Below are 26,100 nucleotides of genomic sequence, written 5' to 3'. Positions count from 1 at the left end.
CTTGTTCGAAGCAACAAACAGAAACCCCGCCGAAAGGCGGGGTTTTTGTTTGCCTGCTTCTATACCAGGCGAGTGGCAAGCGCTGCGGTCGCTTGCGCGCGGCTCGGCAACCCTCGGAACAGCATCAAAAAACTACGGCCCCTTTCGGGGCCGTAGTTGCAACGCGCAATCGGACTCAGAAACTCTGCTGGTACTTCAGGTACCAGAAGCGCCCGATGTCGAAACCACCGTTGTACACGAAGCTGCTGTCCGGCTTGCTGTACATGATCGGGCCTTCATGGTCGAACACGTTGTTCGCGCCGACGGCCACCGTGGCATTCCACGGCGTGCGATAGGCCACCTGCATGTCGTGGAAGGTGTTCGATCCGACGTTGCGTACTTCCAGCGCGCGCGTGTACGGCGAGACGAAATCCGGCTCGTCGCAGGACTCGTCATAGGCGCAGGCCTCCTTCACGCCGGAGTAGTAGCGCATGTTCCAGTTCGCGCTCCAATCGCCGTACGTCCATGCCAGGCCGAGATTCGACCGAAGACGGAAGTTCGCACCGTCGTCGTCCGCCCAGCCATTGAGCTGTTCGACCGGCGTCACCGCCTCGTTGTCACGCTTGTACTCGAGGTAGTCGACGTACGTCGACTTCCAGTCGATCTTGAACTGACCGATCGAAGTTTCCGGCAGACGATAGCTGACGGCGAAGTCGTAACCCGCCGTTTCCTGATAACCACCGTTGATCAGCGTGCGCGTCGCATCGATGACCTGGTAGCGCTTCAGGACGTTCTTGCTCGTGCCACCCGCGCGTTCGAATCGATCACAGGATGCGTCGATACCCAGCACGTAGCACTGGTTGAGGATCGAGGTGACGGTTTCCGCGGCGATGACATCATCGATGCGGATCTTCCACCAGTCCAGGCTCATGTTCAGCCCTTCGACGAAGCTGGGGCTCCACACCACGCCGAACGTGTAGCTCTGGGACGTTTCAGGCATGAGGTTCGGATTGGAGCCGGAGAGATACGTGTAGTTCGTCTGGGTACCCGGGCCCGTCGCCGGGACGCCGCCCGATGCTTCCTGGCGGAACGTCGACGGGATGCCATCGGCGGCACAGCGCGCAGCCACGTCCGCGTTCGACTTCGCCGAACCGAAGCTGCTGTCGCACGGATCGGTCAGGTTGTCGAACGTGTCGGACGTGCCGCCGTACAGATCCGACACGGTTGGTGCGCGGAATCCGGTCGCGTAGGTGCCACGGACCAGCAGGTCGTCGGTGGGCTTCCACTTCAGGCCGAACTTGCCGTTCACCGTGTCGCCGAAGGTGCTGTAGTCCGAATACCGACCCGCGACGTCGAACGTCAGCTCCTTCGCACCCGGAAGATCGGACAGCACCGGCACCAGGAACTCGAGATAGACCTCATCCAGCGAGTACGAGCCGCTCGTGGACGCGCCGGCCAGATCGGTCGTCAGGCCCGACTGATCCATCGCATCCGGTGAGTAGAGTGCGCGTTCGCGACGATGCTCGAAGCCGGTCGCCAGACTCAGGTCGCCGGCCGGCAGCGTTGCAAGCACGCCCGACAGGTTCGCCGAGTACACCGTGGTGTCCGTATCCGACGTGCCATGGCTCGTCGGGAACAGATAGTCGCGCAACGCGGCGTCGGAGGTGAGCGAACCGGGCGCGCTCATGCCGTAAGCGGCGAGCGGATTCCACGGAATGCAGCCATCGATCACCGCGCCCGGGGTGCCGCAATGGACCACGCCATCGGAACCGAGGAAGGACGGGCCCACGGCATCGGCGACGCGAGGAAGGAACAGGTTGCCCGTGCCCGTCTTCACGCCCTTGTTCTGGTTGTAGAGATAGCCGACGTCCCAGTCCCACGGCTTGTCCGCGATATCGAAGGAGCCTTCGAATCCGCCCGTGAACCGGAACGTGGTGAGCTCCGAAAGCGTCTGGCGCGGCACTTCCCACGTGCGACGCAGGAAATCGGCGTCCTCGCCGATCGGGTTGAAGTAGCTGTCAGCTGCGAGGGGCGTGCCGTACGCCGCGGACTGGAACGGGTAGCCTGCGATCTGTTGCAGCGTCTCCCGGTGCGTATAGAGCGCATCGGCCTTGAAGTGCACCGAGTCGGTCAGGTCGAAGCGGCCATTCGCGAACAGCGACGTGCGCTCCAGGCCCGTCTGGACGAACATCTGCTGGTTCGTGTTGGCGTAGTCATTTAGCGGATCGGTGACGTGGAAGTCCGCGAAGTTCCTCGGATCGCCATCCGGGTTCACCGTCCAGCTGACGGCATCGCCGTCGATCAGCCGACCCTTCTGCGTCGTCGCGCTCCAGCCATTGGCGCGGTATCGCCCCTGGTAGACGTCCGGCACCGGATGGCTCGGGCCCATGCCGGATGCACTGAACGGCCGGTCCTTGGCGAGCACCGGATCTTCCTTGCTGTACTCGACGCCCAGCGCCACCGCGCTGCGATCGCCTGCACTGCCGAGCAGGAAGTTGTAGACCTGCTTGGTGCCATCGCCCTGGCCGTACTGACCCAGGTATGCGCTCGCCTCGGCGCCCTCGAAGTTCTTGCGGGTGATGATGTTGATCACGCCCGCGATCGCATCGGAACCGTAGATGGCCGATGCGCCGTCCGTAAGCACCTCGACGCGCTCGACGATCGAGGTCGGGATCGAGGCCAGGTCGGAGTAGCCGCCCGACGTGATGCCCATGCGCTTGCCGTCGATGAGCACCAGCGTGCGCTCCGGCCCAAGGTTGCGCAGATCCACGTACTGGCCGCCGGTTTCCTCACCCGACGATAGCGCGTCGGCGCGGCTGATCGCGGGAGAGCCGGCAGCGCTGATGTTCTGGACGATATCCGCGACGCTCGTGAAACCCTGGCGCTGGATATCCGCGCGGGACAGGCTGATCACAGGCTGCTGCGTTTCGATGTCGGAACTGCGGATACGCGAGCCCGTCACCTCGATCTTGTCCAGCGTGGTCGCGTCCTTGCCGGAATCCTGCGCGAAGGCGAATGCCGGCGCGAGCGCAACGGCGATGCCCGCCGGCAGCAGGCCGACGCGCACGGCCGTGCGCATGTTGCGATGCTTCATTTCTCTCTCCAGATATCTGTTATGAGCGCGTTAAGAGCGCTGCAAAACCTTATGGCCCGGGTGCGCCGAGCCTGTTTCCCGGTCGATGCGGAGAGATTCGCGGCCTGCGGCAATGTGGTTTGCGCGAGTGGGAGCGCACATTTGCGCGCTTTGTCCTTCATCGCGCGGCGCACCGCTTCGGTAGTCGGACGCGGTCATGCCGAAATGCGCGCGGAAGCTTCGCGCGAAGCTGCAGTTGTTGTCGAAACCGCTCGCGATGGCGACCTCGCCAATGGTCATCGGCGTGGTCGAGAGCAGGTTCGCGGCGTGTTTCAACCGGAGGTTCGCGCACGCGGCCTGCGGGCTTTCGCCATAAAGGCGGTGGAATACCTTCGAGAAGTACCACATCGAGAACTGCGTGCGATCGGCGAGTTCGGCGATGCGGATGATCCGATCGCAATTGCCCTCCATGAACAGCCGTGCGCGCTGCATGCGTTCGAACACCTGCCGCTTGCGCGCGAGCGATGCCCCCGGGCACAGCGGGATGCGGCTGCGATCATCGGCCTGCATGTCTTCCAGCTTCAGCAGCAGCGAACGGACGCGCGCCTGGTGCCCCGTCCCCATCGCACCCTCATGCTGGCAGGCGATGCGATACCACTGCCGTGCGATGTCGCGCGCCTTGTCCGGTGCGATCCGGCCCAGCCCGACGTGCAGGTCGAAGGTGCCGAAGCGCGTCATGGCCTTCAGCGCTTCGTCGGAAATCCCCATGCCGATGCAGAGGCCCTGCGCATCGGCCTGCACCAGCGGCGCTGAATCGCGGGCGAAGGCGATCCAGTCGCCGGCGCGGAGGTAGAACCGCCCCTCCTTGGCCTCGATCCATGCGCCACCGCGCATCTGGATCCAGATGGAAAGCTCCTGCCCGTGGAATTCGACGCTGCCCAGCCGGGAGGTACCGATGCATCGTGCCCACTGTCCTTGCGCCGACCCGATGCGCAATAGTTGTCCCCGGTCGGCCCACTTTGCCTTATCCATGATTGTTCATTCCAATGTCTGGTGAAGGCAGGCTATGAGGACGGTCGCGTGCGCCTCTATAGGATTGATTCGCCGTTGACTGTTGGTGCCGGAGGTTCCTCAGGCACGTGTCGGGATCCGCAAGGAGCGTTTCGATGAATGCCGAAACCCATCTTGGCTACCTGCTGTTCCTGTTCGACTGGCTGATACGTCTTGCGGCGCTGGCGTGGATCCCGGTGCGTTGTCCGCCTGCCGCCGCACGCAGCTGGTTGCTGCTGGTCGGGTTCGTCCCCTTGTTCGGACTGCCGCTCTATCTGCTGCTTGGGCACCCTTGGCTCGCGAAACAGCGCCGGCAGCGGCAGGCGCTGGCGTCGCAGCTCATTCGCGATCGCCAGGCGAACCTCGCCATGCTGCGCTGGACGCCAACCGCGCACGGCATGTCCGCCGATATCACGCGGCTGGCCGAGCGCTTGGGCGATTTCATGCCGGTGCACGGCAACGCAGTCGAACTGCTGGACGACTACGACGATTCCATCGCCGCGCTTGTCGCCGACATCGATGCGGCGCGCGAGGAAGTGCACCTGCTGTACTACCTGATGTTCGACGACGCGGTCGGTCGCGCCGTCTGCGACGCGCTGCAACGTGCGAGCGCGCGTGGCGTGCGATGCCGGTTGCTGCTCGATGCGGTCGGCGCAAAACCAGGACTGCGCGCGTTCTCCAGACCACTCCGCGACGCGGGCGTGGAAGTGCACGCGATGCTTGCCGGCGGTTTGAAGTGGCGCAGCCTCTCGCGCATGGACCTTCGCAACCACCGCAAGCTCGCGCTGATCGACCGGCGCATCGGCTACGTCGGCTCGCAGAATCTCGCCGATGCCGCGTTCGTTCCGGGCTATCCGAATCGCGAGCTCGTTGCGCGCGTGCGCGGCCCGGTGGTGCGGCAGATCGCCGCGCTGTTCGCCAGCGACTGGCTCATCGAGACCGGCGAGCGCCTGGTCATCGGCGAGTTCCCGACGAACGCCGAAGGCAGCACACCCGCGCAGATGCTGCCAAGCGGGCCGGCATATCCGTTCGAGAATGCGCGCAACCTCGTCGTCGCGCTGGTGCAGCGCGCGCGGCGTCGCGTGGTGCTGGTCACGCCCTACTTCGTTCCCGACGACATGACGCTCGGCGCGCTGCGCGTGGCCGCGCTGTCGGGCGTCGACGTGCAGCTCGTGCTGTCGATGAGCAACAACCAGCGGCTCACGCGCTGGGCGCAGCGCTCCTATTACGACGAGCTGCTGAAGGCCGGCGTTCGCATCGCGCTGTACCGGCCACACTTCCTGCACGCCAAGCACCTGAGCGTGGACGACGAGGTCGCGCTGATCGGCTCGATCAATCTCGACATCCGCTCCTTCGCGCTCAACGCCGAAGCCGGACTGGTGTGTTTCGATCCAGCCGTGGTAGCGCCGCTGCACGAGGTCGAGTCCGATTACCTCCGCGATTCGCAGCAGCTCGAACTGCACCAATGGCGCCGCCGCCCGCGCTGGCACCGAAGCGTGGAGGGCATGGCGCGGCTGGCCGATTCGCTGATGTAGCCCTGCCCGTTCAGCCGGTCGCACCGGGGCCGGCCGAGCCGCGCGGCCGGTCGCGATTTACACTCGACCCATGTTCCGAAGGCGAGGCGTCACGTGATCCCAGGCTGGATCCTGCTGCTGGTGTCGGCGGCCTACGTCGGCGTGCTGTTCGCAGTGGCCTATTTCGGCGACCAGCGCGAAACCACGCCCCGCGCGCGCTGGCTGCGGCCGGCGGTGTATTCGCTGGCGCTGGCCGTGTACTGCTCGTCGTGGACGTTCTACGGCGCGGTCGGCACGGCGGCACGCACGGGACTGGGCTTCCTGCCGATCTACCTCGGCCCGCTGCTGATGCTCGTCTTCGGCTGGCGCATCCTCGAACGGCTGGTGTTGATTTCCGGCGAGCACCGCATCGTCTCCATCGCCGACTTCCTCTCCTCGCGCTACGGGCGCGCACCGGGCCTGGCGGCGCTGGTGGCGGCGGTCGCCCTGACCGCGGCCGTCCCATACGTCGCACTGCAGTTCAAGGCGGTGGCGATGAGCGTGGAGGTGCTGGCCGACGTGCGCGGCGACGCCGGGATGCTGTCGGACCCGGCGTTCTACGTGGCGATGATGCTGGCCGCGTTCGCGATCCTGTTCGGCACGCGACAGATCGACGCCACCGAACACCATCGCGGCATGGTGCTCGCCATCGCGCTGGAATCGCTGGTGAAGCTGCTCGCCTTCGTCGCGATCGGCCTGTTTGCGCTGGCGCACCTGCCCGGCACCGGCAACCTGGTCGAGCGCATGGTGCAGGCGGCGCCGGTGGTCACCGCGCAGGGCGTGCCGACGGGCTTCGTCGCGCAGACGCTGCTGGCGTTCACGGCGATCGTCTGCCTCCCGCGCCAGTTTCACGTCGCCGTCGTCGAATGCCAGGACCCGGCCGACCTGCGATCGGCACGCTGGTTCTTCGGCGGGTATCTCGTGCTGATCTCGCTGCTGGTGGTCCCGATCACGCTGGCGGGGCAGTCGCTGCTCGCCGGCACCGGCGCGTCGCCGGACACCTACGTGCTCGCGCTGCCGCTGGCGCTGCAGCACGAAACGCTCGCATTGATCGTGTACATCGGCGGGTTCTCCGCCGCGACGGGCATGGTGATCGTCGCCAGCGTCGCGTTGTCGACCATGGTCAGCAACGACCTGATCATGCCGCTGCTGCTGCGCAGCGGCGCGCTGCACGAAAGCCAAGGCATCGACAAGCAGGTGCTATGGGTGCGCCGCATCACCATCTTCGTGCTGGCGATGATGGCCTACGGCTACCACCGCGGCTCGGCGTACTACGGCGCCGGCGAGGACACGCTCGCGCAGCACGGCCTGCTCGCGTTCGCGGCGGTCGCGCAGTTCGCGCCGGCGTTGATCGGCGGCCTCTACTGGCGTGGCGCGAGCCGCGCCGGCGCCTTCGCGGGGCTGTTCGCCGGCACGGTGCTGTGGCTGTACACCTTGCTGCTGCCGGCGCTCGCGCGCGGCGGCTGGCTTGCGACCGGGTGGATCGAGCGCGGGCCGCTCGGCGTGGACTGGTTGCGACCGGAACAGCTGTTCGGCCTGCACGGCTGGGACCCGCTCACGCACGGCACCTTCTGGGCGCTGCTGTTCAACGTCGGCGTGTTCCTGTTCGTCTCGGTGCGGCAGCGGCCGCGTTTGCAGGAACAACTGCTCGCCGCGCCGTTCCTCGATCCCTACGTGCAGCGTCCCGCGCTCGGTCCCGGCGGCTGGGCCGGCAGCGTTCGCGGCGGCGAACTGCTGGCGCTGGCCGAACGCATCGTCGGCGAACGCCATGCCCGTCGCGCCTTCGAGGAATACGCACAACAGCAGGGCCGTACGTGGCAGCCAGAGCAGCCCGCCGACCGCGCACTCGCGCAGTTCACCGAACGCCTGCTTGCGTCGGCGATCGGCGCCGCGTCGGCGCGCCTCACGCTCACCACCGCGCTGCGCGGCTCGGGCATGGAACTGGGCGAAGTGGTGGCGCTGCTCGACGAGGCGAACCAGGAGCTGCGCTTCAACCGCCAGATTCTCTCCACCACGCTGGAGAACATCAGCCAGGGCGTCAGCGTCGTCGATGCGGAGATGCGCCTGGTCGCGTGGAATCGCCGCTACCAGGAACTGTTCGAGTACCCCGACGGCATGCTCTACGTCGGCCGGCCGGTGAGCGACCTGATCCGCTGGAACGCCGAGCGCGGTGAGATGGGTTCCGGCCCGCTGAGCGAAGCGGAGGTCGAGGAGCAGGTGAGCCGCCGACTCGCGCACCTTCGCGCCGGCGCGCCGCACGTGTTCGAACGCGTGCGCGCGAACGGACAGGTGATCGAAATGCGCGGCCGGCCGCTGCCGGGCGGCTACGTCACGACCTATTCGGACGTGACCGATTACAAGCGCGCGGAACAGGGCCTGCGCGAAGTGAACGAAACGCTGGAGCAGCGCGTCGAACTGCGCACGCGTGAAGCCGAGGCCGCGCAACAGTCGAAGACGCGCTTCCTCGCGGCGATCAGCCACGACGTGCTGCAACCGCTCAATGCCGCGCGCCTGTTCGCGAGCGCGTTGCGCGAGACCAGCGACACGACCGAGCAGGCGCGTCTGGCCGAACGCGTCGACGCGTCGCTGCGCGCGGCGGAAGACCTGCTCGACGGGCTGCTCGACATCTCGCGCCTCGACGCGGGCGCGCTGCGCATCGCGATCATCGACTTCGACGTCAACGAACTGCTGCGCGAACTCGTCGCGCAGTACGCGCCGGTCGCCGCCGCGCGCGGGTTGCAGCTGCGCGTGCGCGCGCCCGACACGCCGCGCCCCGTGCGCAGCGACCGCCGCCTGCTGCGTCGTGCGTTGCAGAACTTCCTCGCCAACGCGCTTCGCTACACGCGCGAAGGCGGCGTGCTGATCGCGGCGCGCGTGCGTGACGGCGCGGTCGAACTGCAGGTGTGGGACACCGGGCCCGGCATCTCGAAGCACCACCTCGAGCAGATCTTCGACGAGTTCCGCCGCTTCGATACGTCCGCGAGCGCGGGCGAACGTGGCCTCGGCCTCGGCCTGTCGATCTGCCAGCGCATCGCGCGCACGCTGGAACATCCGCTACGCGTGCGTTCGCGCGTGAACGTCGGCAGCGTGTTCTCGATCACCGTGCCCTTCGGACGCGCGATGTACGCCGCGCCGTTGCCGGCGCCACACCTGATGATGGGCGGCGATTCGCTCGCCGGCCTGCGCGTGCTGTGCGTGGACAACGACCGCGAGATCCTGGACGGCATGCGCAGCCTGCTGCAGCGCTGGGGCGTGGTGCCGCTCACCGCGGCCAATGCCGATGAGGCGCTCGCGTTGCTGGATGAAATGCCCGACGTCGCGCTGGTCGATTACCACCTGCACGATCGACTCGACGGCCTCGGCGTGATCGACGAGTTGCGTGCGCACTACGCGCGCCCATTGCCGGCCGCCCTGTTGACGGGCGATGGCAGCGACGCACTGAAGCTGGCCGCGCGCGAACACGATTGCCGCGTGCTCACCAAGCCGGTGAAGCCGGCGTCGCTGCGTGCTTTCCTCGCGGCGCAGCGGCAGGCCGCGCACGCGTGAACGTCAGGGCGCAGGCGCTGCGGCGCTGACGCGCCACACGGTGTTGCCGACGTCGTCGGCGACCAGCAGCGCGCCATCGCGCGCGATGGTGACGCCGACAGGACGGCCGCGTGCGTTGCGGTCGGCGTCGAGGAAGCCGCCGAGCACGTCCACCATCGAACCCGTCGGACGGCCGCCACGGAACGGCACGAACACGACCTTGTAACCCGACAGCGGCTCGCGGTTCCATGACCCGTGCAGGCCGACGAACGCGCCGTCGGCGTAACCGTCGCCGAGCCTCTGCCCGCTCGCGAACGTCAGCCCGAGCGGCGCGACGTGCGAACCCAGCGCGAAATCCGGCACGCGCGTGGTGGCGACGAGCTCGGGCTTCTGCGGCTTCACGCGCGTGTCGACGTGCTGGCCCCAGTAACTGTACGGCCAGCCGTAGAACGCGCCGGCGTCCACGCGCGTGAGGTAATCCGGAACCAGGTCGTTGCCGAGTTCGTCGCGCTCGTTGACGACCGCCCACAGCGAACCGCTGCCCGGTTCCCACGCGATGCCGACCGGGTTGCGCAATCCGCTCGCGAACACGCGTTGCGCGCCGGTTGCCGGATCGATCTCGAGGATGTTGGCGCGATTGACCTCGGCCTCCATGCCGTTGTCGGCGATGTTGCTGTTGGAGCCCACGCCGACGAACAGGCGCTTTCCATCGGGCGACGCGACCAGGCTCTTGGTCCAGTGATGGTTGAGCTGGTCCCCCGCGCCGGGCAGATCGACGACTTTCTGCGGTGCCGCGCCCGCCTTCAGCTCGCCCGCGACATAGGGGAATTTCACGATCGAATCGGCATTCGCGACGAACAGCGTGTCGCCGACCAGCGCCATGCCCAAGGGCGAGGTGAGGTTCTGCGCGAACACGCTGCGCACTTCGGCGACGCCATCGCCGTCGGCATCGCGCAGCAGCGTGATGCGGTTGGCGCTGGGCACGCCGGAGCCGGCCTTCTTCATCACCGCGCCCATGATCTTGCCCTTGATGCCCTTGATGCCGCGCTTGCCCGGCGGTGCGTTGCTCTCGGCGACGAGCACGTCGCCGTTGGGCAGCACGTACAGCCAGCGCGGATGATCCAGGCCAGTAGCGAATGCCTTCACCGCGAGTCCGGCCGCGGGCGTGGGCGTATCGACGCCATTCCAGCCGACCGCGGGCGCGATCTTCAGCACGGGAATGGCGGACGTCTCGGGCGGCACGATCTCCGGCTTCGCGCCGGTGTCCTGTCCTTCGCGCAGTTTCGCCTGGCCGCCGCAGGCGCACAGCGCGACGGCGACTGCGATGACGATCGATCTGGACGCGACATTCACAAGGCCGGCTCCGCTGCGGAATGCACGCAGCAGTACGCCGGGCGGCGTGGAACAGGCGTGATCGGTGAACCCACCGTTCAGTCCGGTGCGTTCGGCGGTCCGTCTGCGGCCGTCAGTCAGCCTCTTCGGGCGGCGGCACGATCGCGCCGGGATCCAGCGCGAGACGGCCGGCGATGAGCACCGCCTGCGTGCGGTTGCTCGCGCCGAGCTTGCGGAGGATCGCGGTGACGTGCGCCTTCACGGTCGCTTCGGAGACGCCGAGCTCGTAGCCGATCTGCTTGTTGAGCAGGCCAGCGCCAAGCATCTGCAACACGCGGAACTGCTGAGGCGTGAGATCGCGCAGGCGCTGCGCGGCATCATGCTCGTCAGCGTGCGCGGCCGGTGCGGACAACGCGCTCGAAGGCGCCCAGCGATCACCATCGAGCACGCGCGTGATCGCCTCGCCCAGCGTCGCGGCATCGGCGGATTTGGGAATGAAGCCGACCGCGCCGTGATCGAGCGCGCGCCGCATCACCGTGGGTTCCTCGCGCGCGGAGACGACGACGATGGGCAGCTGCGGATGCAACGCGCGCAGGTGCACCAGCGCGCTGAAGCCTTGCGCGCCCGGCATGTTGAGGTCGAGCAGCAGCAGGTCGGCGTCGGGCTCGGCTTCCACGAGCGTGTACAGCGCCTCGACGCTGTCGGCCTCGCGCAGCTGCGCGTCCGGCAGCACGCGCGCGACCGCTCCGCGCAGGGCTTCGCGGAAGAGCGGGTGGTCGTCGGCGATGAGGAGCGTGGGCATGAGGACTGGGGCTCGTCATTCCCGCGAGGCGGGAATCCAAGTATCAGATGCGATTCCGCCCTTCGGCGGGAGTGACCGCGGGTTGAGCTGGATCCCCGCCTTCGCGGGGATGACGCATGGTGCAGTGGAGCAGGTGAAGGTTCGCGGATCGCCTTCTACGGCACACGCCGCTCGCGCACGAGCGACTCGACCACCGCCGGGTCGGCGAGCGTGCTCGTGTCGCCGAGCTGGTCCGGCGCGTTCTCGGCGATCTTGCGCAGGATGCGGCGCATGATCTTGCCCGAACGCGTCTTCGGCAGGCCCGGCGCCCATTGCAGGTGGTCGGGCGTGGCGATCGGCCCGATCTCCTTGCGCACGTGCGCGACGAGTTCCTTGTGCAATTCGTCGGTCGGCGCCTCTCCGGCGATCAGCGTCACGTAGGCGTAGATGCCCTGACCCTTGATGTCGTGCGGGAAGCCGACGACCGCGGCCTCGGCGACCTTCGGATGCGAGACCAGCGCGCTCTCGACTTCCGCCGTGCCGATGCGATGGCCCGAGACGTTGATGACGTCGTCCACGCGGCCGGTGATCCAGTAATAGCCGTCGGCGTCGCGGCGGCAGCCGTCGCCGGTGAAGTACGTGCCCGGATACGTGCGGAAGTACGTGTCGATGAAACGCGCGTGGTCGCCGTACACGGTGCGCATCTGGCCGGGCCAGGAGTCGAGCAGCACCAGGTTGCCTTCGGCCTCGCCTTCGAGCCGGCCGCCGTTCGCATCGACCAGCGCCGGCTGGATGCCGAAGAAGGGCTTGGTCGCCGACCCGGGCTTGAGGTCGATCGCACCCGCGAGCGGCGTGATGAGGATGCCGCCGGTTTCGGTCTGCCACCACGTGTCGACGATGGGCGAACGCGAGTCGCCGACGACTTCGTAGTACCAGCGCCACGCCTCGGGATTGATCGGTTCGCCGACGGTGCCCAGCAGTCGAAGCGACGCGCGCGAAGTCTTCTTCACCGGTTCGTCGCCATCGCGCATCAACGCGCGGATCGCGGTCGGCGCGGTGTAGAACAGCGTGACCTGGTGCTTGTCGATCACTTCCCAGAAGCGCGACACGGTCGGGTAGTTCGGCACGCCTTCGAACACCAGCGCGGTCGCGCCGTTGGCGAGCGGGCCGTAGACGATGTAGCTGTGCCCGGTGACCCATCCGACGTCGGCGGTGCACCAGTAGACGTCGTCCTCGCGCAGGTCGAACACGACTTCGTGCGTGTAGCTCGCGTAGACGAGGTAACCGCCGGTCGTGTGCAGCACGCCCTTCGGTTTGCCGGTCGAACCGGAGGTGTAGAGGATGAAGAGCGGATCCTCCGCGTTCATGCGCTCGGGCGCGCATTGCGTCGGTTGCTCGTCGACGACGGCGTCGTACCAGCGGTCGCGCGGCATCTGCATGTCCACCGCCGAACCGGTGTGACGCACGACGAGCACGGTCTCGACGGTGTTGGTGCCGCCGAGCTTCAGCGCGGCATCGACGTTCGCCTTCAGCAGCACCTTCTTGCCGCCGCGCAGGCCTTCGTCGGCGGTGATGATGAGCTTGCTCTGGCAGTCGGCCACGCGATCGGCGATGGACTGCGGCGCGAAGCCACCGAAGACCACCGAATGGATCGCGCCGACGCGCGCACAGGCAAGCATCGCGACGACGGCTTCCGGGATCATCGGCAGGTAGATCGTGACGCGATCGCCCTTGCGCACGCCGAGGGAGCGCAGCGCGTTGGCGAGCTTGCACACGCGCGCATGCAGTTCGCGATAGGTGATGCGTTCGGCCGGCTGCGACGGATCGTCGTGCTCGAAGATCAGCGCGGTCTTGTCGCCGCGCTCGTCCAGGTGGCGGTCGAGGCAGTTCACGCTCGCGTTGAGCTCGCCGTCCTCGTACCAGCGGATGCGGAAATCGGCGAGGTCGTAGCTGACGTCCTTGATCTTCGTCGGCTTGGTGAACCAGTCGAGCCGGTCGGCGACCTTGCCCCAGAAACCCGCCGGATCGTTCACCGATTCGGCGTACTGGCGCTCGTAGTCCTCGCGCGTCACGCGCGCGTTCGCGGCGAAGTCCGGATCGATCGGATAGACGGCGGCGGGGTGGTTCATGGCGGGCTCCGGAACGGCTTGGCGGAAGGCATTCGGCCGTCGAGGACGGCCGGAACCGCCAGTGTGCCGCATAAGGTGTCGGGCCTCATCCGAGCCGGTTTAGACGATGGTCGTAGTCGCGTCCGCTTACGACCAATGGGGAATGGTTGTGCAGCGCGATGGCGCCGCAGGCTCGGGACATGTCGGGCATCCGGTCCGGCGTTTTCCGTGGGAGGGAATCATGTCCGCAAGCATTGCCTCGACGTCGAAGGCCGCGACCGTGCGTCGCCGCCCGCTCGCCGCCGCATTGCTCATCGCGCTCGCGCTGCCGGGGGTAGCCTTCGCGCAGACCGCGAAGGAGAAGGAGCTGGAAGCGCGCGTCGCCCAGCTCGAAGCGATGGTCCAGCAATTGGTGGCTCAACAGCAGCAGCAACAGACCCAGATCAGCGAAGTGAAGACGGCCCAGGCGACCGCGCCTGCCGCACCCGCTGCGGCCACGGCGCCCGCCACGGCCACAGCCGGCGCGCCGAAGGTCTCGCCGATCCAGGGCACGACGATCACGCCGACCGCCAATCCGAACTCGAAGTTCTACTACGGCGGCTTCATCAAGCTCGATGCATCGGTCACTTCGACCAACGACGGCGACATTCCCGACGGCACCGTCGGCCGCCTGTTCTACGTACCCAAGGCGATCCCGGTCGGCCAGGGCCATCTTCGCGAAGGCGGCACCGACACCGACATGGGCGCCAACTTCTCGCGCTTCTGGTTCGGCGTGGACAGCGACACCGACAACGGCGACAAGCTGAAGGCGTACCTGGAGTTCGACCTGTTCGGCGGCGGCAGCACGGCCTTCACCGGCAACGAGATCGCCACCAACACCTACGCGCTGACGCTGCGACAGGCGTACGTGCAGTGGAACAACTGGCTGGCCGGCCAGGCCTGGACGAACTTCCAGGACACCGCGGCGCTGCCGGACACTGTCGACTTCCTCGGCCCGACCGAAGGCACGGTGTTCGTGCGCCAGGCGCAGTTGCGCTACACCAACGGCCCGTGGTCGTTCTCGATGGAGAACCCGGAAACGGTCTACACGCCGTTCAACGGCAACATGGCGCAGATCGCCGGCGACGACGGCCCGATGCCCGACCTCACCGCGCGCTACACGATGAAGGGCGACTGGGGCCACTTCGGCATCGCCGGCCTGGTGCGGCAGCTGAAATACCAGACCGCGGGCGTCGCGGCGACGCCGACCGCGCCGGCGCGTCCGGCGGTGGAAGACGACACCACCGGTTACGGCATCAGCGTGTCGGGCAAGTTCAACCTCGGCAAGAACGACGATATCCGCTACATGGTCACCGGCGGCAGCGGCATCGGCCGCTACATCGGCCTGGCGTTGAACAACGACGCCGTGCTCGATTCGACGGGCGACCTGGACAACATCGACGTCATCGCCGGCTTCGTCGGCTGGCGCCACGTGTTCAGTCCGAAGCTGCGCACGAACCTGTTCTACTCGCGCGCCGATTACGACCAGAACACGGACTTCACCGGCCTTGGCATCACCAAGGGCGCGCAGTCGGCGCACTTGAACCTGATCTATACGCCGCTTCCGAAGCTCGACCTCGGCGCGGAGCTGATCTGGGGCCAGCGTGAACTCGAAAACGGCGACCGCGGCGAGCTCAACCGCCTGCAGACGCATGTGAAGTACAACTTCTAAGGGGCCAGATCGTGTCCACCATCACCGCAAATACGAAAGAGGGCACCCTCAGCCAGGGGCACAAGAAGGTCATCTTCGCCTCCAGCCTGGGCACCGTGTTCGAGTGGTACGACTTCTATCTGTACGGATCGCTCGCGGCGATCATCGCCAAGCAGTTCTTCAGCGGGTTGAACGAAACCAGCGCCTTCATCTTCGCGCTGCTCGCCTTCGCCGCCGGCTTCGCGGTGCGTCCGTTCGGCGCGATCGTGTTCGGGCGCCTGGGCGACATGATCGGTCGCAAGTACACGTTCCTGGTCACCATCGTGATCATGGGCCTGTCGACGTTCCTGGTCGGCATCCTGCCCAACTACGCGTCGATCGGTTTCGCCGCACCGGCGATCCTGATCATCCTGCGATTGCTGCAGGGCCTGGCGCTGGGTGGCGAGTACGGCGGCGCGGCGACGTACGTGGCCGAACACGCACCGCACGGAAAGCGCGGTCTGTACACCAGCTTCATCCAGACCACCGCGACGATCGGCCTGTTCCTGTCGCTGCTGGTGATCCTGGGCGTGCGCACGTACCTGGGCACCGAAGCGTTCGAGGCGTGGGGCTGGCGCATTCCGTTCCTGCTGTCGATCGTGCTGCTCGGCGTGTCGGTGTGGATCCGCATGCAGCTCAACGAGTCGCCGCTGTTCCAGCAGATGAAGGCCGAGGGCAAGCAGTCCAAGGCGCCGATCACCGAAAGCTTCTTCACGAAGAACGGCAAGATCGTGCTGCTCGCGCTGCTGGGCGCCACCGCCGGCCAGGCCGTCGTCTGGTATGCGGGCCAGTTCTACGCGATGTACTTCCTGACGCAATCGCTGAAGGTCGATGCGACGACGACCTGGCTGCTCATCGCCGCGGCACTGGCGATCGGCACGCCGTTCTTCATCGTGTTCGGCTGGCTCAGCGACAGGATCGGCCGCAAGAAGATCATCATGGCCGGCTGCCTCATCGCGGCGCTCACCTACTTCCCGCTGTTCAAGGCGCTCACGCACTACGCCAACCCGGCCATCGCCGAAGCCAGCGCCAACGCGCCGGCCGTTGTGCACGCCGATCCGCGCACGTGTTCGTTCCAGTTCGACCCGGTGGGCAAGAAGGTCTTCACCAACTCGTGCGACATCGCCACCGCCGCGCTGGCCAAGGCGGGCATTCCGTACACGATCCAGGCGGCGCCCGCGGGCAGCCTGGCGCGCGTGACGGTGGGCGACGTCGAAGTGCAGAGCTTCGAAGGCGCGGGGCTGTCGAAGGACGACAGCAAGGCCAAGGGCGAGGCGTTCACGGGTGAGCTGAAGAAGGCGCTGACGGCTGGTGGCTATCCCGAGAAGGCCGACCCGGAACGCATCAACAAGCCGATGGTGTTGTTGATCCTCGTGATCCTGGTGCTCTACGTGACGATGGTCTACGGCCCGATCGCCGCATGGCTGGTCGAGCTGTTCCCCACGCGCATCCGCTACACCTCGATGTCGCTGCCGTACCACATCGGCAACGGCTGGTTCGGCGGTTTCCTGCCGACGATCGCCTTCGCGCTGGTCGCGGCCACGGGCAATATGTACTACGGCCTGTGGTATCCGATCATCATCGCGCTGATGACCTTCGTGATCGGCTCGCTGTTCCTGCGCGAGACGAAGGACGTGGACATCACGCAGTACGACTGATGCAGGCGTGACTTGGTGATGCGACAACGCCGGCCTTGTGCCGGCGTTGTTGTTTGTGGTGATTGCAGCTTGATTGCGCTTCGCTTGTTGCTGTCATTCCCGCGAAGGCGGGAATCCATCTCGCAGAAGCATCAACTTCCGGAAGGCGTGATACATCGGATAGTTGGATTCCCGCCTTCGCAGGAATGACGGCAGGAAAAACGCGCTGCACTCGTTGAGCCCCGCAGCGTCATTCGCCAACCAGCTCCCGCCGCCGCTTCCCGCTCAACGAACCCAGCGCGCGCCCGTACGACCACGTCACCAGTTCGCGCAGGTAATCCTCCGGCATGCGGCGTACGTCGACGACCGTCACCCAGTACCAGCGCCCCATCCAGCGCGCCGGCTTGATGCCGGGCTGGTCGGTGAGTTCGACAAAGCGTTCAGGCGTGACGCGGATGCTGAAACGCCAGCGCTCCGGCTCGCTCGTCTTGAAGTACGCGAAGGTCTTTCCGCCGACCGAATAGACGAGGATGTTCGACGGTTCGCCATGCAGCACGTCCTTCGCCGCGGGGAAGGAAGCGCAGTAGCGTTTGAGGCGCGCGGTATCCATCCGCGCATTGTCGCGCGCTCTGCTGACAGCGCGTTGTCAGCAGAGGACGCACTCACGAAAAACCCCGCCGGAGCGGGGTTCGTCGCTTCACACTTGCACGATCGTGCCGGCGATCAAGCCACCTTCACGATCCGCAGTGGGTTGCTCCATTCCTTCAGCAGCTCCGCCTCGCGCTCCTTGGCCTTGTGCAGGTGCGCTTCCTTGACGTGGCCGTAGCCGCGGATGTGTTCCGGGATGCTCGCGATTTCCGCCGCGAGGTCCACGTTCGAACGATCCAGCTTGCCGAGCAGGCCTTCCACCGTGCGGAAGTAGTCCTCGATCAGCTGGCGCTCCATCTTGCGCTCCTCGGTCTTGCCGAAGATGTCGAACGTGCCGCCGCGCAGGAAGCGCAGCTTCGCGAGCCACTTGAACGCGGTGAACACCCACGGGCCGAATTCCTGCTTGATCAGGCGGCCCTGCGCGTCCTTCTTCGCCAGCAGCGGCGGGGCGAGGTGGAACTTCAGCTTGTAGTCGCCATCGAACTGCTGCTCCAGGCGGCGCTGGAACTCGCCGCTGGTGTACAGGCGCGCGACTTCGTACTCGTCCTTGTAGGCCATCAGCTTGAACGCATAACGCGCGACGGCTTCGGTCAGGTCGGTCGTGCCGGCGACGTTGCGCTCGGCGGCGTGCACTCGCGCGACGAGGTCGTTGTAGCGCTTGGCGTAGGCCGCGTCCTGGTAGTCGGTGAGGAACTTCACGCGACGCTCGACGATTTCGTCCAGCGAACGCGACAGGCGCTCGTCGTCCAGCGGCATGAAGGCCACGTTGTCGCCGCCATGGGCCGGCACGTGGCGCAGTTCGTCCTCGCGACGCGTCGTGCGCGGTGCGGAGGTGGCACCCCACTCGTTGCCTTCCCACGCACCCGGGGACAGCATCGGCAGCGCGCCCGGCGTCGCTTCGGCGAGCGTCGGCGCGTTGCGGATCAGGCCCGCCGCTTCCATCACGGCGTTGGGATCGATCACCGCCAGGCGGCCCCACGCGAACGCGGTCTTGTTCATTTCGATGGCGGCGCCGTTGAGCTCGATGGCGCGCATCAGCGACTCCATCGACAGCGGCACCAGGCCGTGCTGCCACGCGTAGCCGAGGATGAACAGGTTCGTCGCGATCGCGTCGCCCATCAGCGCGGTGGCCAGCTGCGTCGCATCGACGACGTGCGGGTCGTTGCCGCCGAGCGCGACCTTCACCGCCGAGATGATGTCGGCCGCGGGGAACTGCATGTCCGGACGAGTGGTGAACGTGCCGGGCATCGCTTCATAACTGTTGAGCACGACGTTCGAGCGGCCCGCGCGCACCTTCGACAGCGCCCAGTAATCGTTGACGACCACCATGTCGCAGCCGAGCACGAGGTCGGCTTCGCCCGCGGCGATGCGCACGGCGTGGATGTCGTCCGGCGTGCGCGCGATGCGGATGTGCGTGGTCACCGCGCCGCCCTTCTGCGCCAGGCCCGTCTGGTCGAGCACCGTCGCACCCTTGCCTTCCAGGTGGCCGGCCATGCCGAGCAGCGCGCCGATCGTCACCACGCCCGTGCCGCCGACGCCGGTGATGAGGATGTTCCAGGGCTGCGAGAGGTCGCTGGCGATCTTCGGCATCGGAAGATCAGCAAGGCGATCCTTCGCGCTCGAACCCTTCTTCTTGCGCAGGCCGCCGCCTTCCACCGTCACGAAGCTCGGGCAGAAGCCGTTGACGCAGCTGTAGTCCTTGTTGCAGTTGCTCTGGTCGATCTCGCGCTTGCGGCCGAACTCGGTTTCCTTCGGCAGCACCGAGACGCAGAACGACTTCTTGCCGCAATCGCCGCAGCCTTCGCACACGAGCGAATTGACCATCACGCGCTTCTGCGGATCGACCATCTTGCCGCGCTTGCGGCGACGACGCTTCTCGGTCGCGCAGGTCTGGTCGTAGATGAGGACCGACGTGCCTTTGGTCTCGCGCAGGCGCTTCTGGATGGCGTCGAGTTCCTTGCGGTCATGGAATTCCATGTCGCCGGGGAAGATCTCGCGCTTGCTCCACTTCGCGATGTCGTCGGACACCAGGATGATCGTCTGCACGCCTTCGCTGCGCACCTGGTGCGCGATCTGCGGCACCGACAGCGTGCCGTCGACGGGCTGGCCGCCGGTCATCGCGACGGCGTCGTTGTAGAGGATCTTGTAGGTGATGTTCACGCCGGTGGCGACCGACTGGCGGATCGCCAGCGAACCGGAGTGGAAGTACGTGCCGTCGCCCAGGTTCTGGAACACGTGCGGCGTATCGGTGAACGGCGCCTGCCCCGACCACGTCACGCCTTCGCCGCCCATGTGCGTGAAGGTGTCGGTGCTGCGGTCCATCCACGTGACCATGTAGTGGCAGCCGATGCCGCCCAGCGCGCGCGAACCTTCCGGCACGACGGTCGAGGTGTTGTGCGGGCAGCCCGAGCAGTAGTGCGGCACGCGCGGGAACACGGCGCGCGGCAGGGCGAGTTCGGATTCCTTCTCGGCCATCCACGCCATGACGTTGCGGATGTGCTCGGAATCGTGGAAGCGCTGGATGCGGCGGCCGATGACGCCGGCGATGGTCGCCGGCGTGAGTTCGCCGGTCGAAGGCAGGATCCATTCGCCGTTCTCGTCGTACTTGCCGACGATGGACGGGCGCTGGCCGCTCCAGTTGTACATGTACTCCTTCATCTGGCGCTCGATGAAGGCGCGCTTTTCCTCGACGACGACGATGTCCTCCAGGCCCTGCGCGAAACGCGTGATGCCCACCGGCTCCAGCGGCCAGGTCATGCCGACCTTGTAGACGCGGATGCCGAGGTCGGCGCAGGCCTGCTCGTCCAGGCCGAGGTATTCCAGCGCCTGCAGCACGTCGAGGTAGGACTTGCCGGTGGTGACGATGCCCAGGCGCGCACGCGGCGAGTCGATGACGACGCGGTCGATGCCGTTGGCGCGCGCGAACGCCTGCGCGGCCTTCACCGCGTACTTGTGCAGGCGCATTTCCTGGTTCATCGGCGGATCCGGCCAGCGGATGTTGAGCCCGCCTTCCGGCATCTCGAAGTCTTCCGGCAGCACGATGCGCGTGGCCATCGGATCGACGTCGACGGAGGCCGACGATTCCACCGTTTCGGCGATCGTCTTGAAGCCCACCCAGCGGCCGGTGTAACGCGACATCGCCCAGCCGACCAGGCCCATGTCGAGGATGTCCTGCACGCCGGCCGGGTTGAGGATCGGCATCATCGCGCTGACGAATTCGTCTTCCGAACCGTGCGGCAGCGTCGAGGAACGGCAGGCATGGTCGTCGGCCGCGAGCGCGAGCACGCCGCCGTACTGCGAGGTGCCGGCGGCATTGGCGTGCTTGAACACGTCGCCGGTGCGATCCACGCCCGGGCCCTTGCCGTACCACATGCCGTACACGCCCTGCACTTTCGCGCCGGGGAACAGGTTGGTCTGCTGCGTGCCCCAGACCATCGTCGCGCCGAGGTCCTCGTTGAGGCCCGGGGTGAACTTCACGCCGGCGTTCTCGAGGAACTTGCGCGCGCGCCACAGCTCCAGGTCGAAACCGCCCAAGGGCGAGCCGCGATAGCCGGAGATGAAACCGCCGGTGTTCAGGCCCGCGGCTTCGTCGCGCAGGCGCTGCATCAGCGGCAGGCGCACCAGCGCCTGCACGCCGGACAGGTAGATGCGTCCCTTCTCGCGGCTGTACTTGTGCTCCAGCGAGTAGTCGGTGTCGAGCACCGAGTTGGTGAGCGCGGTGTTCGCCGAGGACGGCGAGCTGAGTTCGGCGGTGCTGGTCATGCGTGGCTCCGGCGCGATGGGGGTCGCGGGGGTGGCTGCGGACGCCCGGCATCACGCCTCACGGCACGTGGCCGCGAGGTCGGAATCCCGAGCAAAGACTCGGAATTGTAGCAGTTGGGCACGCTTCGACCGCCCGGCGGGTGCCGGGAAGGGTCCGGAGGTGACGCGGGGCGCCCCGTTCAGGCTTAACGCCGCTCCCGCTTTCGCCTATTCGCCGGCGATCCAGGTGCCCTGCACGTCCAGGGCGTCGTCCAGCACCACGAGGTCGGCGCGATAACCCGGTGCGATGCGCCCGAGCTCGCCGCCCAGGCCGATGAACTGCGCCGGGTACTGCGAGGCCATGCGGCAGGCTTCGTCGAGCGGCAGGCCGAGGCGCTGCACGGTGTTGCGCACGGCCGAGGCCATGTCGAGCGCCGAACCTGCCAGCGTGCCGTCCGCCGTGGTGCATTGCCCGTCGCGGCAGATCATCTCCACGCCGTAGAGCGAGAACGCCTCGCGCTCGCCGCCGACCGGCGGCATGGCGTCGGTGACCAGCATCATCTTCCCGCGAGGGCGTGCGTTGATCGCCACGCGCAGCGATGCGTCGTGCACGTGGTAGCCGTCGACGATGAGTCCGCACCACGCGTCGGGGTTTTCCAGCGCCGCACCGACCGCGCCGGGCTCGCGCGAATTCATCGGCGTCATCGCGTTGAACAGGTGCGTGATGCCGGTGATGCCGTTGGCGAAACCGTCGCGCAGTTGTTCGTACGTCGCGGCGGTATGGCCGGCGGCGATGATGACGCCGCGTTCGGCCAGCGCGCGCAGCGTGGCCGCTTCGAAACGCTCTGGTGCGAGCGTCACGAGCGTCACGCCGTCCTTGCCCAGCGAGGCGACGAGGTCAAGCTCGGCCGCGTCGGGCGTGTGGAACTTCGACGGATCGTGCACGCCCTTGCGCGCGGCATTGAGATACGGACCTTCCAGATGCACGCCGAGCACGCCCGGCACGCGCTGCGCGATCGCCTCGCGCGTGGCGTCGATCGCGCGACGCATCACGTCGACGTCGTCGCTGATCAGCGTCGGCAGCATGCCGGTCGTGCCGTACTTGCGGTGCGCGCTGGCGATGCGGCGCAGTCCGTCGGCGGTGGGTTCGTCGTTGAACAGCACGTCGCCGCCACCGTTCACCTGCGTGTCGATGAAACCGGGCACGAGATAACGTCCGGCGAGGTCGACCACCTGCGCGCCCTTCGGCGGCTCGCCCGGCACGACGGCGACGATGTGGCCGTCCTCGACGAGCACGCTGACGTTCGTCTCGAACCCGTTGTCGGTGAGGATGCGGCCGTTGGTGAAGGCGATGGTGGTCATGGTGATCGTCAAACCGTCTCGGTGACCTTGTTCAGATGCGGTGGCACGTCCGGGTTGTGGCCGCGCGCGACGGCCAGCGCGTTCACCGCCTTGTAGAAACACTGCACGGTGAGCAGCGGCGTGCACGCCGGATGCGGCGAGGCCGGCATCGGCAGCACGTCCGGACCCTGCGCGCCGGGCAGCGCGATCCACACCGGCGCGCCGCGCTGGTGGAATTCCTCGGCGACCGACATCGTGCTGCTGCACGTGTCGTCGTCCTGCGCGAAGGCGAGTACCGGGAAGCCCGGGCCCACGATCGCCATCGGTCCGTGCTTCACCTCGGCCGACGAGAACGCTTCGGCGTGCAGGCCGCAGGTTTCCTTGAACTTCAACGCCGCTTCCTGCGCCGCGCCGAGGCCGAGGCCGCGACCGACGACGAAGAGGTTGCGCGCGTCCTTCAAACCATCCACGACCGGCGACCAGTCCATCTTCCACGCCTCGCGCAGCGCGGCGGGCAGCGCGTCGACGGCGGCGAGCAGCTTCGCGTCGCCGCTCCAGCGCGCGGCCAGCTGCAGCAGCGCGGCCAGCGAGCACAGGTAGCTCTTCGTCGCCGCGACGCTCTTTTCGGGGCCGGCGCGCAGCGGGATCACGGTGTCGGCGATCTGCGCCAGCGGCGAATCCTCGACGTTCACCAGCGCGACTACCAGCGCACCGGCCGCGCGCGCGATTTCCGCGTTGCGCACCAGATCCGGGCTCTTGCCCGACTGCGAGATCGCCACGAACAGCGCGCCCTTCAGGTGCGGACGCACCGCGTACACCGAGCCCACCGACGGCGACGCGGACGCGGTCACCAGGCCGAGCGTGGTTTCGAACAGGTACTTGCCGTAGGTCGCGGCGTGATCGGAACTGCCGCGCGCGCAGGTGACGATGAACGCGGGCGGCTGCGCCTTCAGGCGCTGCACCAGCGCGTCGATGATCGGCGCGTTCGCTTCGAACTGCCGCGCGACGGCGTCGGCGGTTTCGGCCGCTTCGGCGTGCATCCGCGTGTCGGTGGCGACGAGTGCGCTCTGGTTCGGATCGCTCAAGGGATTACTCGCTCTGGAGTTCGGCGACGAAGTCGTACGCATCGCCGCGGTAGAAGGATCGGGTGTATTCGACGACGCGGCCGTCGTCGAGGAAGGTGCGGCGTTCGATGAACAGGCCGGGGCTGCCTTCGGGCAGGTTCATCAGCCGTGCCTGTTCGGCATCGAATGCGATCGCGCGCAATCGCTGCAGCGCGCGGGTCGGGCGCAGGCCCATTTTCTGGAAGGTTTCGTACAGCGAATTCTCGACCAGCGACGGATCGGCCAGCACGGCCTGCGGCACCACGGTGCGCTCCAGCGCGAGCGCCATGTCGTCGGCGATGCGCAGCCGGTAATAGCGCACGACCTGCGCGCCAGGCGACAGGTTCAGCGCCATCGCCTCGTCCGGCGTGACCTCGCCGACGCCGCGTTCGATGAAGCGCGATTTCGGATCCAGCCCGCGCGCGCGCAGGTCGTCGGTGAAGCTGGTGAGCTTGGAGAACGACTTGACGATGCGTTCGGAAACGAACGTGCCCGAGCCCTGGCGCTGCATCAGCAGGCCGTCGGCGACGAGGCCGGAAATGGCCTTGCGGACCGTCACGCGCGACAGGTCCAGCAGCTTGGTCAGCTCGCGCTCGCTGGGCAGCGCCTGGCCCGGCGTGAGTTCGCCGTTCTCGATGGCGTGCTGGAGCGTCCGGCGCAGGTGCTGATAGGCCGGGGCGCGTCGCGCGTCGGCCTGGCGGCGGAACTCGTTGACCAGATAGTCCTGCATCGGGCGAGAATACCAGTCAGATACCAGTTCGGGCAAACCGGGCCGGGTGGCGATGGCCCGGCATGGCCGCCCCGTCTACGACGAAAGTCGCATCACCCGTCCGAATCGGGGGTCAAGCGCCCGATTTCGCGCTCGCGTAACCCCAAGTCGCTGAAATTGTTGGACAGGAGCGGGAAAACGGCGCCCGCCCGGGCCTGCGTCCGGCCTTGTCGGGCGGGTTTGCACCAGTGGTATCTGACTGGTATCTTCACTGGTATGCCTGTGGTCTTCAAAACCTCATTCCGCTGGAGCGCTCCGTGACCGCCCCCATCGCGCCGATGGCGCCTTTCGACCTGATCATCTTCGGCGGCACGGGCGACCTGGCCCTGCGCAAACTGCTGCCGGCCCTGTTCCATCGCTACGTCGACGGCCAGATCGTCGCCGGCACGCGCATCTTCGGCCTCGCGCGCGACAGCCAGACCGACGAGGCCTACCGCGAGCGCGTCCGCGAGGCGCTGCAGAAGCACCTCGCCTTCGACATGCGTGCGCCGTCGATGCTGGAGCCTTTCCTCCAGTTGTTGTCGTACCGCCGCATCGACCTGCAGGCGGAAGATGGCTGGGGCGAACTCGCCGCCGAGCTGGCTGACGAATCGCGCGTCCGCGTGTTCTACCTCGCCGTCGGTCCGGACCTGTTCGGCAGCGTCGGCGCGAAGCTGCAGGCGCACGGGCTGACCGGCGCCAACACGCGCGTGGTCGTCGAAAAGCCCATCGGCCACGATCGCGCCAGCGCCGCGGCAATCAACGATGCGCTCGGCCAGGTGTTCGCCGAATCGCAGATCTATCGAATCGACCATTACCTGGGCAAGGAAACGGTCCAGAACCTCACGGCGCTGCGCTTCGGCAACGCGCTGTTCGAGCCGCTGTGGCGCGCCGAGCACATCGACCACGTGCAGATCACCGTGGCCGAGACCGTCGGCCTGGAACGCCGCGCGAGCTACTACGACAAGTCGGGCGCGCTGCGCGACATGGTGCAGAACCACATGTTGCAGCTGCTGTGCCTGGTCGCGATGGAACCGCCGTCCTCGCTCGCCGCCGACGCGATCCGCGACGAGAAGCTCAAGGTGCTGCATTCGCTCAAGCCCATCGCCGACGGCGCGACCTCGCACCTCACCGTGCGCGGCCAGTACCGCGCCGGTGCGGTCGAAGGCCGCCCGGTGCCGGGTTATCTCGAAGAGCTCGGCACCAACACCTCGCGCACCGAAACCTTCGTCGCGCTGAAGGCCGAAGTCAGCAACTGGCGCTGGGCCGGCGTGCCGTTCTACCTGCGCACGGGCAAGCGGCTGGCCGATCGCATGTCGGAAATCGTGCTGACCTTCCGCAAGGTGCCGCATTCGATCTTCGGCGATGAGCCGGTCGCGCAGAACCAGCTGGTGATCCGCCTGCAGCCCGACGAGGGCGTGAAGCTGTGGATCGTCAACAAGATCCCCGGCCCCGGCGGGCTGCGGCTGCGCCGCGTGCCGATGGACCTGAGCTTCGCCGAGACCTTCGGCGGGCGTCAGCCCGAAGCGTACGAGCGCCTGCTGATGGACGTCGTGCGCGGCAATCCGATGCTGTTCATGCGTCGCGACGAAGTGGAAGCGGCGTGGTCGTGGATCGATCCGATCCTGGCGGCGTGGCAGTCGAGCAACGAATCACCCAAGGCATACACCGCGGGCAGCTGGGGTCCCAGCGCGGCCGTGGCCCTGATCGAACGCGACGGAAGGACGTGGCATGAGGATGCGGTCTAACACC

At 67.1% G+C, this 26,100-nt stretch carries 15 protein-coding genes; 5 read left to right on the top strand and 10 right to left on the bottom strand.

The window, feature by feature from the left end; translation table 11 throughout:
* Positions 1 to 175: 175 nt before the first annotated feature.
* Together GOY17_RS00920 and GOY17_RS00915 are read right to left on the bottom strand one after the other, a co-directional pair.
* On the bottom strand, positions 176 to 3,073 hold the full coding sequence (locus tag GOY17_RS00920) for a TonB-dependent receptor plug domain-containing protein (protein WP_232338495.1): 2,898 nt from the start codon (positions 3,071 to 3,073) through the stop codon (positions 176 to 178).
* A gap of 30 nt (positions 3,074 to 3,103) precedes the next feature.
* Positions 3,104 to 4,084 (bottom strand): helix-turn-helix transcriptional regulator, encoded by a 981-nt coding sequence (locus tag GOY17_RS00915; RefSeq protein WP_157028915.1) that lies wholly within the window; start codon positions 4,082 to 4,084, stop codon positions 3,104 to 3,106.
* Between the two features lie 134 nt (positions 4,085 to 4,218).
* Here GOY17_RS00915 and cls point away from each other — a divergent pair, with 134 nt between their 5' ends.
* Positions 4,219 to 5,637, top strand: coding sequence for a cardiolipin synthase (gene cls / locus GOY17_RS00910; RefSeq protein WP_157028914.1), 1,419 nt, complete (start codon positions 4,219 to 4,221; stop codon positions 5,635 to 5,637).
* Positions 5,638 to 5,730: 93 nt separating this feature from the next.
* Positions 5,731 to 9,201 (top strand): PAS domain-containing hybrid sensor histidine kinase/response regulator, encoded by a 3,471-nt coding sequence (locus GOY17_RS00905; RefSeq protein ID WP_157028913.1) that lies wholly within the window; start codon positions 5,731 to 5,733, stop codon positions 9,199 to 9,201.
* 3 nt (positions 9,202 to 9,204) lie between these two features.
* Here the strand turns inward: GOY17_RS00905 and GOY17_RS00900 are convergent, their stop codons facing one another.
* The 3 genes from GOY17_RS00900 to acs form a co-directional block, all read right to left on the bottom strand.
* Positions 9,205 to 10,533 carry a PQQ-dependent sugar dehydrogenase gene (locus tag GOY17_RS00900; protein WP_157028912.1) on the bottom strand — a complete coding sequence of 443 codons (1,329 nt, stop codon included), beginning with the start codon at positions 10,531 to 10,533 and terminating at the stop codon, positions 9,205 to 9,207.
* Positions 10,534 to 10,645: 112 nt separating this feature from the next.
* The gene (locus tag GOY17_RS00895) at positions 10,646 to 11,314 is read right to left on the bottom strand and encodes a response regulator transcription factor (RefSeq protein ID WP_115842771.1); all 669 of its coding nucleotides are present in this window, start codon (positions 11,312 to 11,314) and stop codon (positions 10,646 to 10,648) included.
* A 155-nt stretch (positions 11,315 to 11,469) separates the two neighbouring features.
* Positions 11,470 to 13,422 carry an acetate--CoA ligase gene (acs, locus tag GOY17_RS00890; protein WP_157028911.1) on the bottom strand — a complete coding sequence of 651 codons (1,953 nt, stop codon included), beginning with the start codon at positions 13,420 to 13,422 and terminating at the stop codon, positions 11,470 to 11,472.
* A 220-nt stretch (positions 13,423 to 13,642) separates the two neighbouring features.
* Between acs and GOY17_RS00885 the strand changes: the two genes are divergently transcribed.
* Entirely contained in the window at positions 13,643 to 15,112 is a 1,470-nt protein-coding gene (locus tag GOY17_RS00885) for a DcaP family trimeric outer membrane transporter (RefSeq protein WP_157028910.1), read from the top strand.
* A gap of 11 nt (positions 15,113 to 15,123) precedes the next feature.
* The gene (locus tag GOY17_RS00880) at positions 15,124 to 16,788 is read left to right on the top strand and encodes an MFS transporter (protein ID WP_425482278.1); all 1,665 of its coding nucleotides are present in this window, start codon (positions 15,124 to 15,126) and stop codon (positions 16,786 to 16,788) included.
* A 229-nt stretch (positions 16,789 to 17,017) separates the two neighbouring features.
* Here GOY17_RS00880 and GOY17_RS00875 read toward each other — a convergent pair whose 3' ends face one another.
* The 5 genes from GOY17_RS00875 to GOY17_RS00855 form a co-directional block, all read right to left on the bottom strand.
* Positions 17,018 to 17,377, bottom strand: coding sequence for an MmcQ/YjbR family DNA-binding protein (locus tag GOY17_RS00875; RefSeq protein ID WP_157028908.1), 360 nt, complete (start codon positions 17,375 to 17,377; stop codon positions 17,018 to 17,020).
* A gap of 113 nt (positions 17,378 to 17,490) precedes the next feature.
* The gene (locus GOY17_RS00870) at positions 17,491 to 21,177 is read right to left on the bottom strand and encodes an indolepyruvate ferredoxin oxidoreductase family protein (protein WP_157028907.1); all 3,687 of its coding nucleotides are present in this window, start codon (positions 21,175 to 21,177) and stop codon (positions 17,491 to 17,493) included.
* 207 nt (positions 21,178 to 21,384) lie between these two features.
* Entirely contained in the window at positions 21,385 to 22,518 is a 1,134-nt protein-coding gene (gene nagA / locus GOY17_RS00865; protein ID WP_157028906.1) for an N-acetylglucosamine-6-phosphate deacetylase, read from the bottom strand.
* An 8-nt stretch (positions 22,519 to 22,526) separates the two neighbouring features.
* Positions 22,527 to 23,537 (bottom strand): SIS domain-containing protein, encoded by a 1,011-nt coding sequence (locus tag GOY17_RS00860; RefSeq protein ID WP_157031539.1) that lies wholly within the window; start codon positions 23,535 to 23,537, stop codon positions 22,527 to 22,529.
* Between the two features lie 49 nt (positions 23,538 to 23,586).
* The gene (locus GOY17_RS00855) at positions 23,587 to 24,330 is read right to left on the bottom strand and encodes a GntR family transcriptional regulator (protein WP_157028905.1); all 744 of its coding nucleotides are present in this window, start codon (positions 24,328 to 24,330) and stop codon (positions 23,587 to 23,589) included.
* A 296-nt stretch (positions 24,331 to 24,626) separates the two neighbouring features.
* Between GOY17_RS00855 and zwf the strand changes: the two genes are divergently transcribed.
* Entirely contained in the window at positions 24,627 to 26,096 is a 1,470-nt protein-coding gene (gene zwf, locus GOY17_RS00850; protein ID WP_425477945.1) for a glucose-6-phosphate dehydrogenase, read from the top strand.
* Positions 26,097 to 26,100 lie beyond the last annotated feature (4 nt).

The sequence above is a fragment of the Lysobacter soli genome (genome assembly GCF_009755585.1).
Classification (GTDB): domain Bacteria; phylum Pseudomonadota; class Gammaproteobacteria; order Xanthomonadales; family Xanthomonadaceae; genus Lysobacter_J; species Lysobacter_J soli.
Note: the sequence above shows the minus strand (reverse complement) of the source record. Positions and strands in the feature narration are given on the sequence as shown.

Coding starts and splice junctions, on each gene's coding strand:
- GOY17_RS00915 (WP_157028915.1), bottom strand. CDS start 4,084: ATGGATAAGGCAAAGTGGGCCGACCGGGGACAACTATTGCGCATCGGG.
- GOY17_RS00920 (WP_232338495.1), bottom strand. CDS start 3,073: ATGAAGCATCGCAACATGCGCACGGCCGTGCGCGTCGGCCTGCTGCCG.
- nagA (WP_157028906.1), bottom strand. CDS start 22,518: ATGACCACCATCGCCTTCACCAACGGCCGCATCCTCACCGACAACGGG.
- GOY17_RS00885 (WP_157028910.1), top strand. CDS start 13,643: ATGTCCGCAAGCATTGCCTCGACGTCGAAGGCCGCGACCGTGCGTCGC.
- GOY17_RS00860 (WP_157031539.1), bottom strand. CDS start 23,537: ATGCACGCCGAAGCGGCCGAAACCGCCGACGCCGTCGCGCGGCAGTTC.
- GOY17_RS00870 (WP_157028907.1), bottom strand. CDS start 21,177: ATGACCAGCACCGCCGAACTCAGCTCGCCGTCCTCGGCGAACACCGCG.
- GOY17_RS00855 (WP_157028905.1), bottom strand. CDS start 24,330: ATGCAGGACTATCTGGTCAACGAGTTCCGCCGCCAGGCCGACGCGCGA.
- cls (WP_157028914.1), top strand. CDS start 4,219: ATGAATGCCGAAACCCATCTTGGCTACCTGCTGTTCCTGTTCGACTGG.
- GOY17_RS00875 (WP_157028908.1), bottom strand. CDS start 17,377: ATGGATACCGCGCGCCTCAAACGCTACTGCGCTTCCTTCCCCGCGGCG.
- GOY17_RS00895 (WP_115842771.1), bottom strand. CDS start 11,314: ATGCCCACGCTCCTCATCGCCGACGACCACCCGCTCTTCCGCGAAGCC.
- acs (WP_157028911.1), bottom strand. CDS start 13,422: ATGAACCACCCCGCCGCCGTCTATCCGATCGATCCGGACTTCGCCGCG.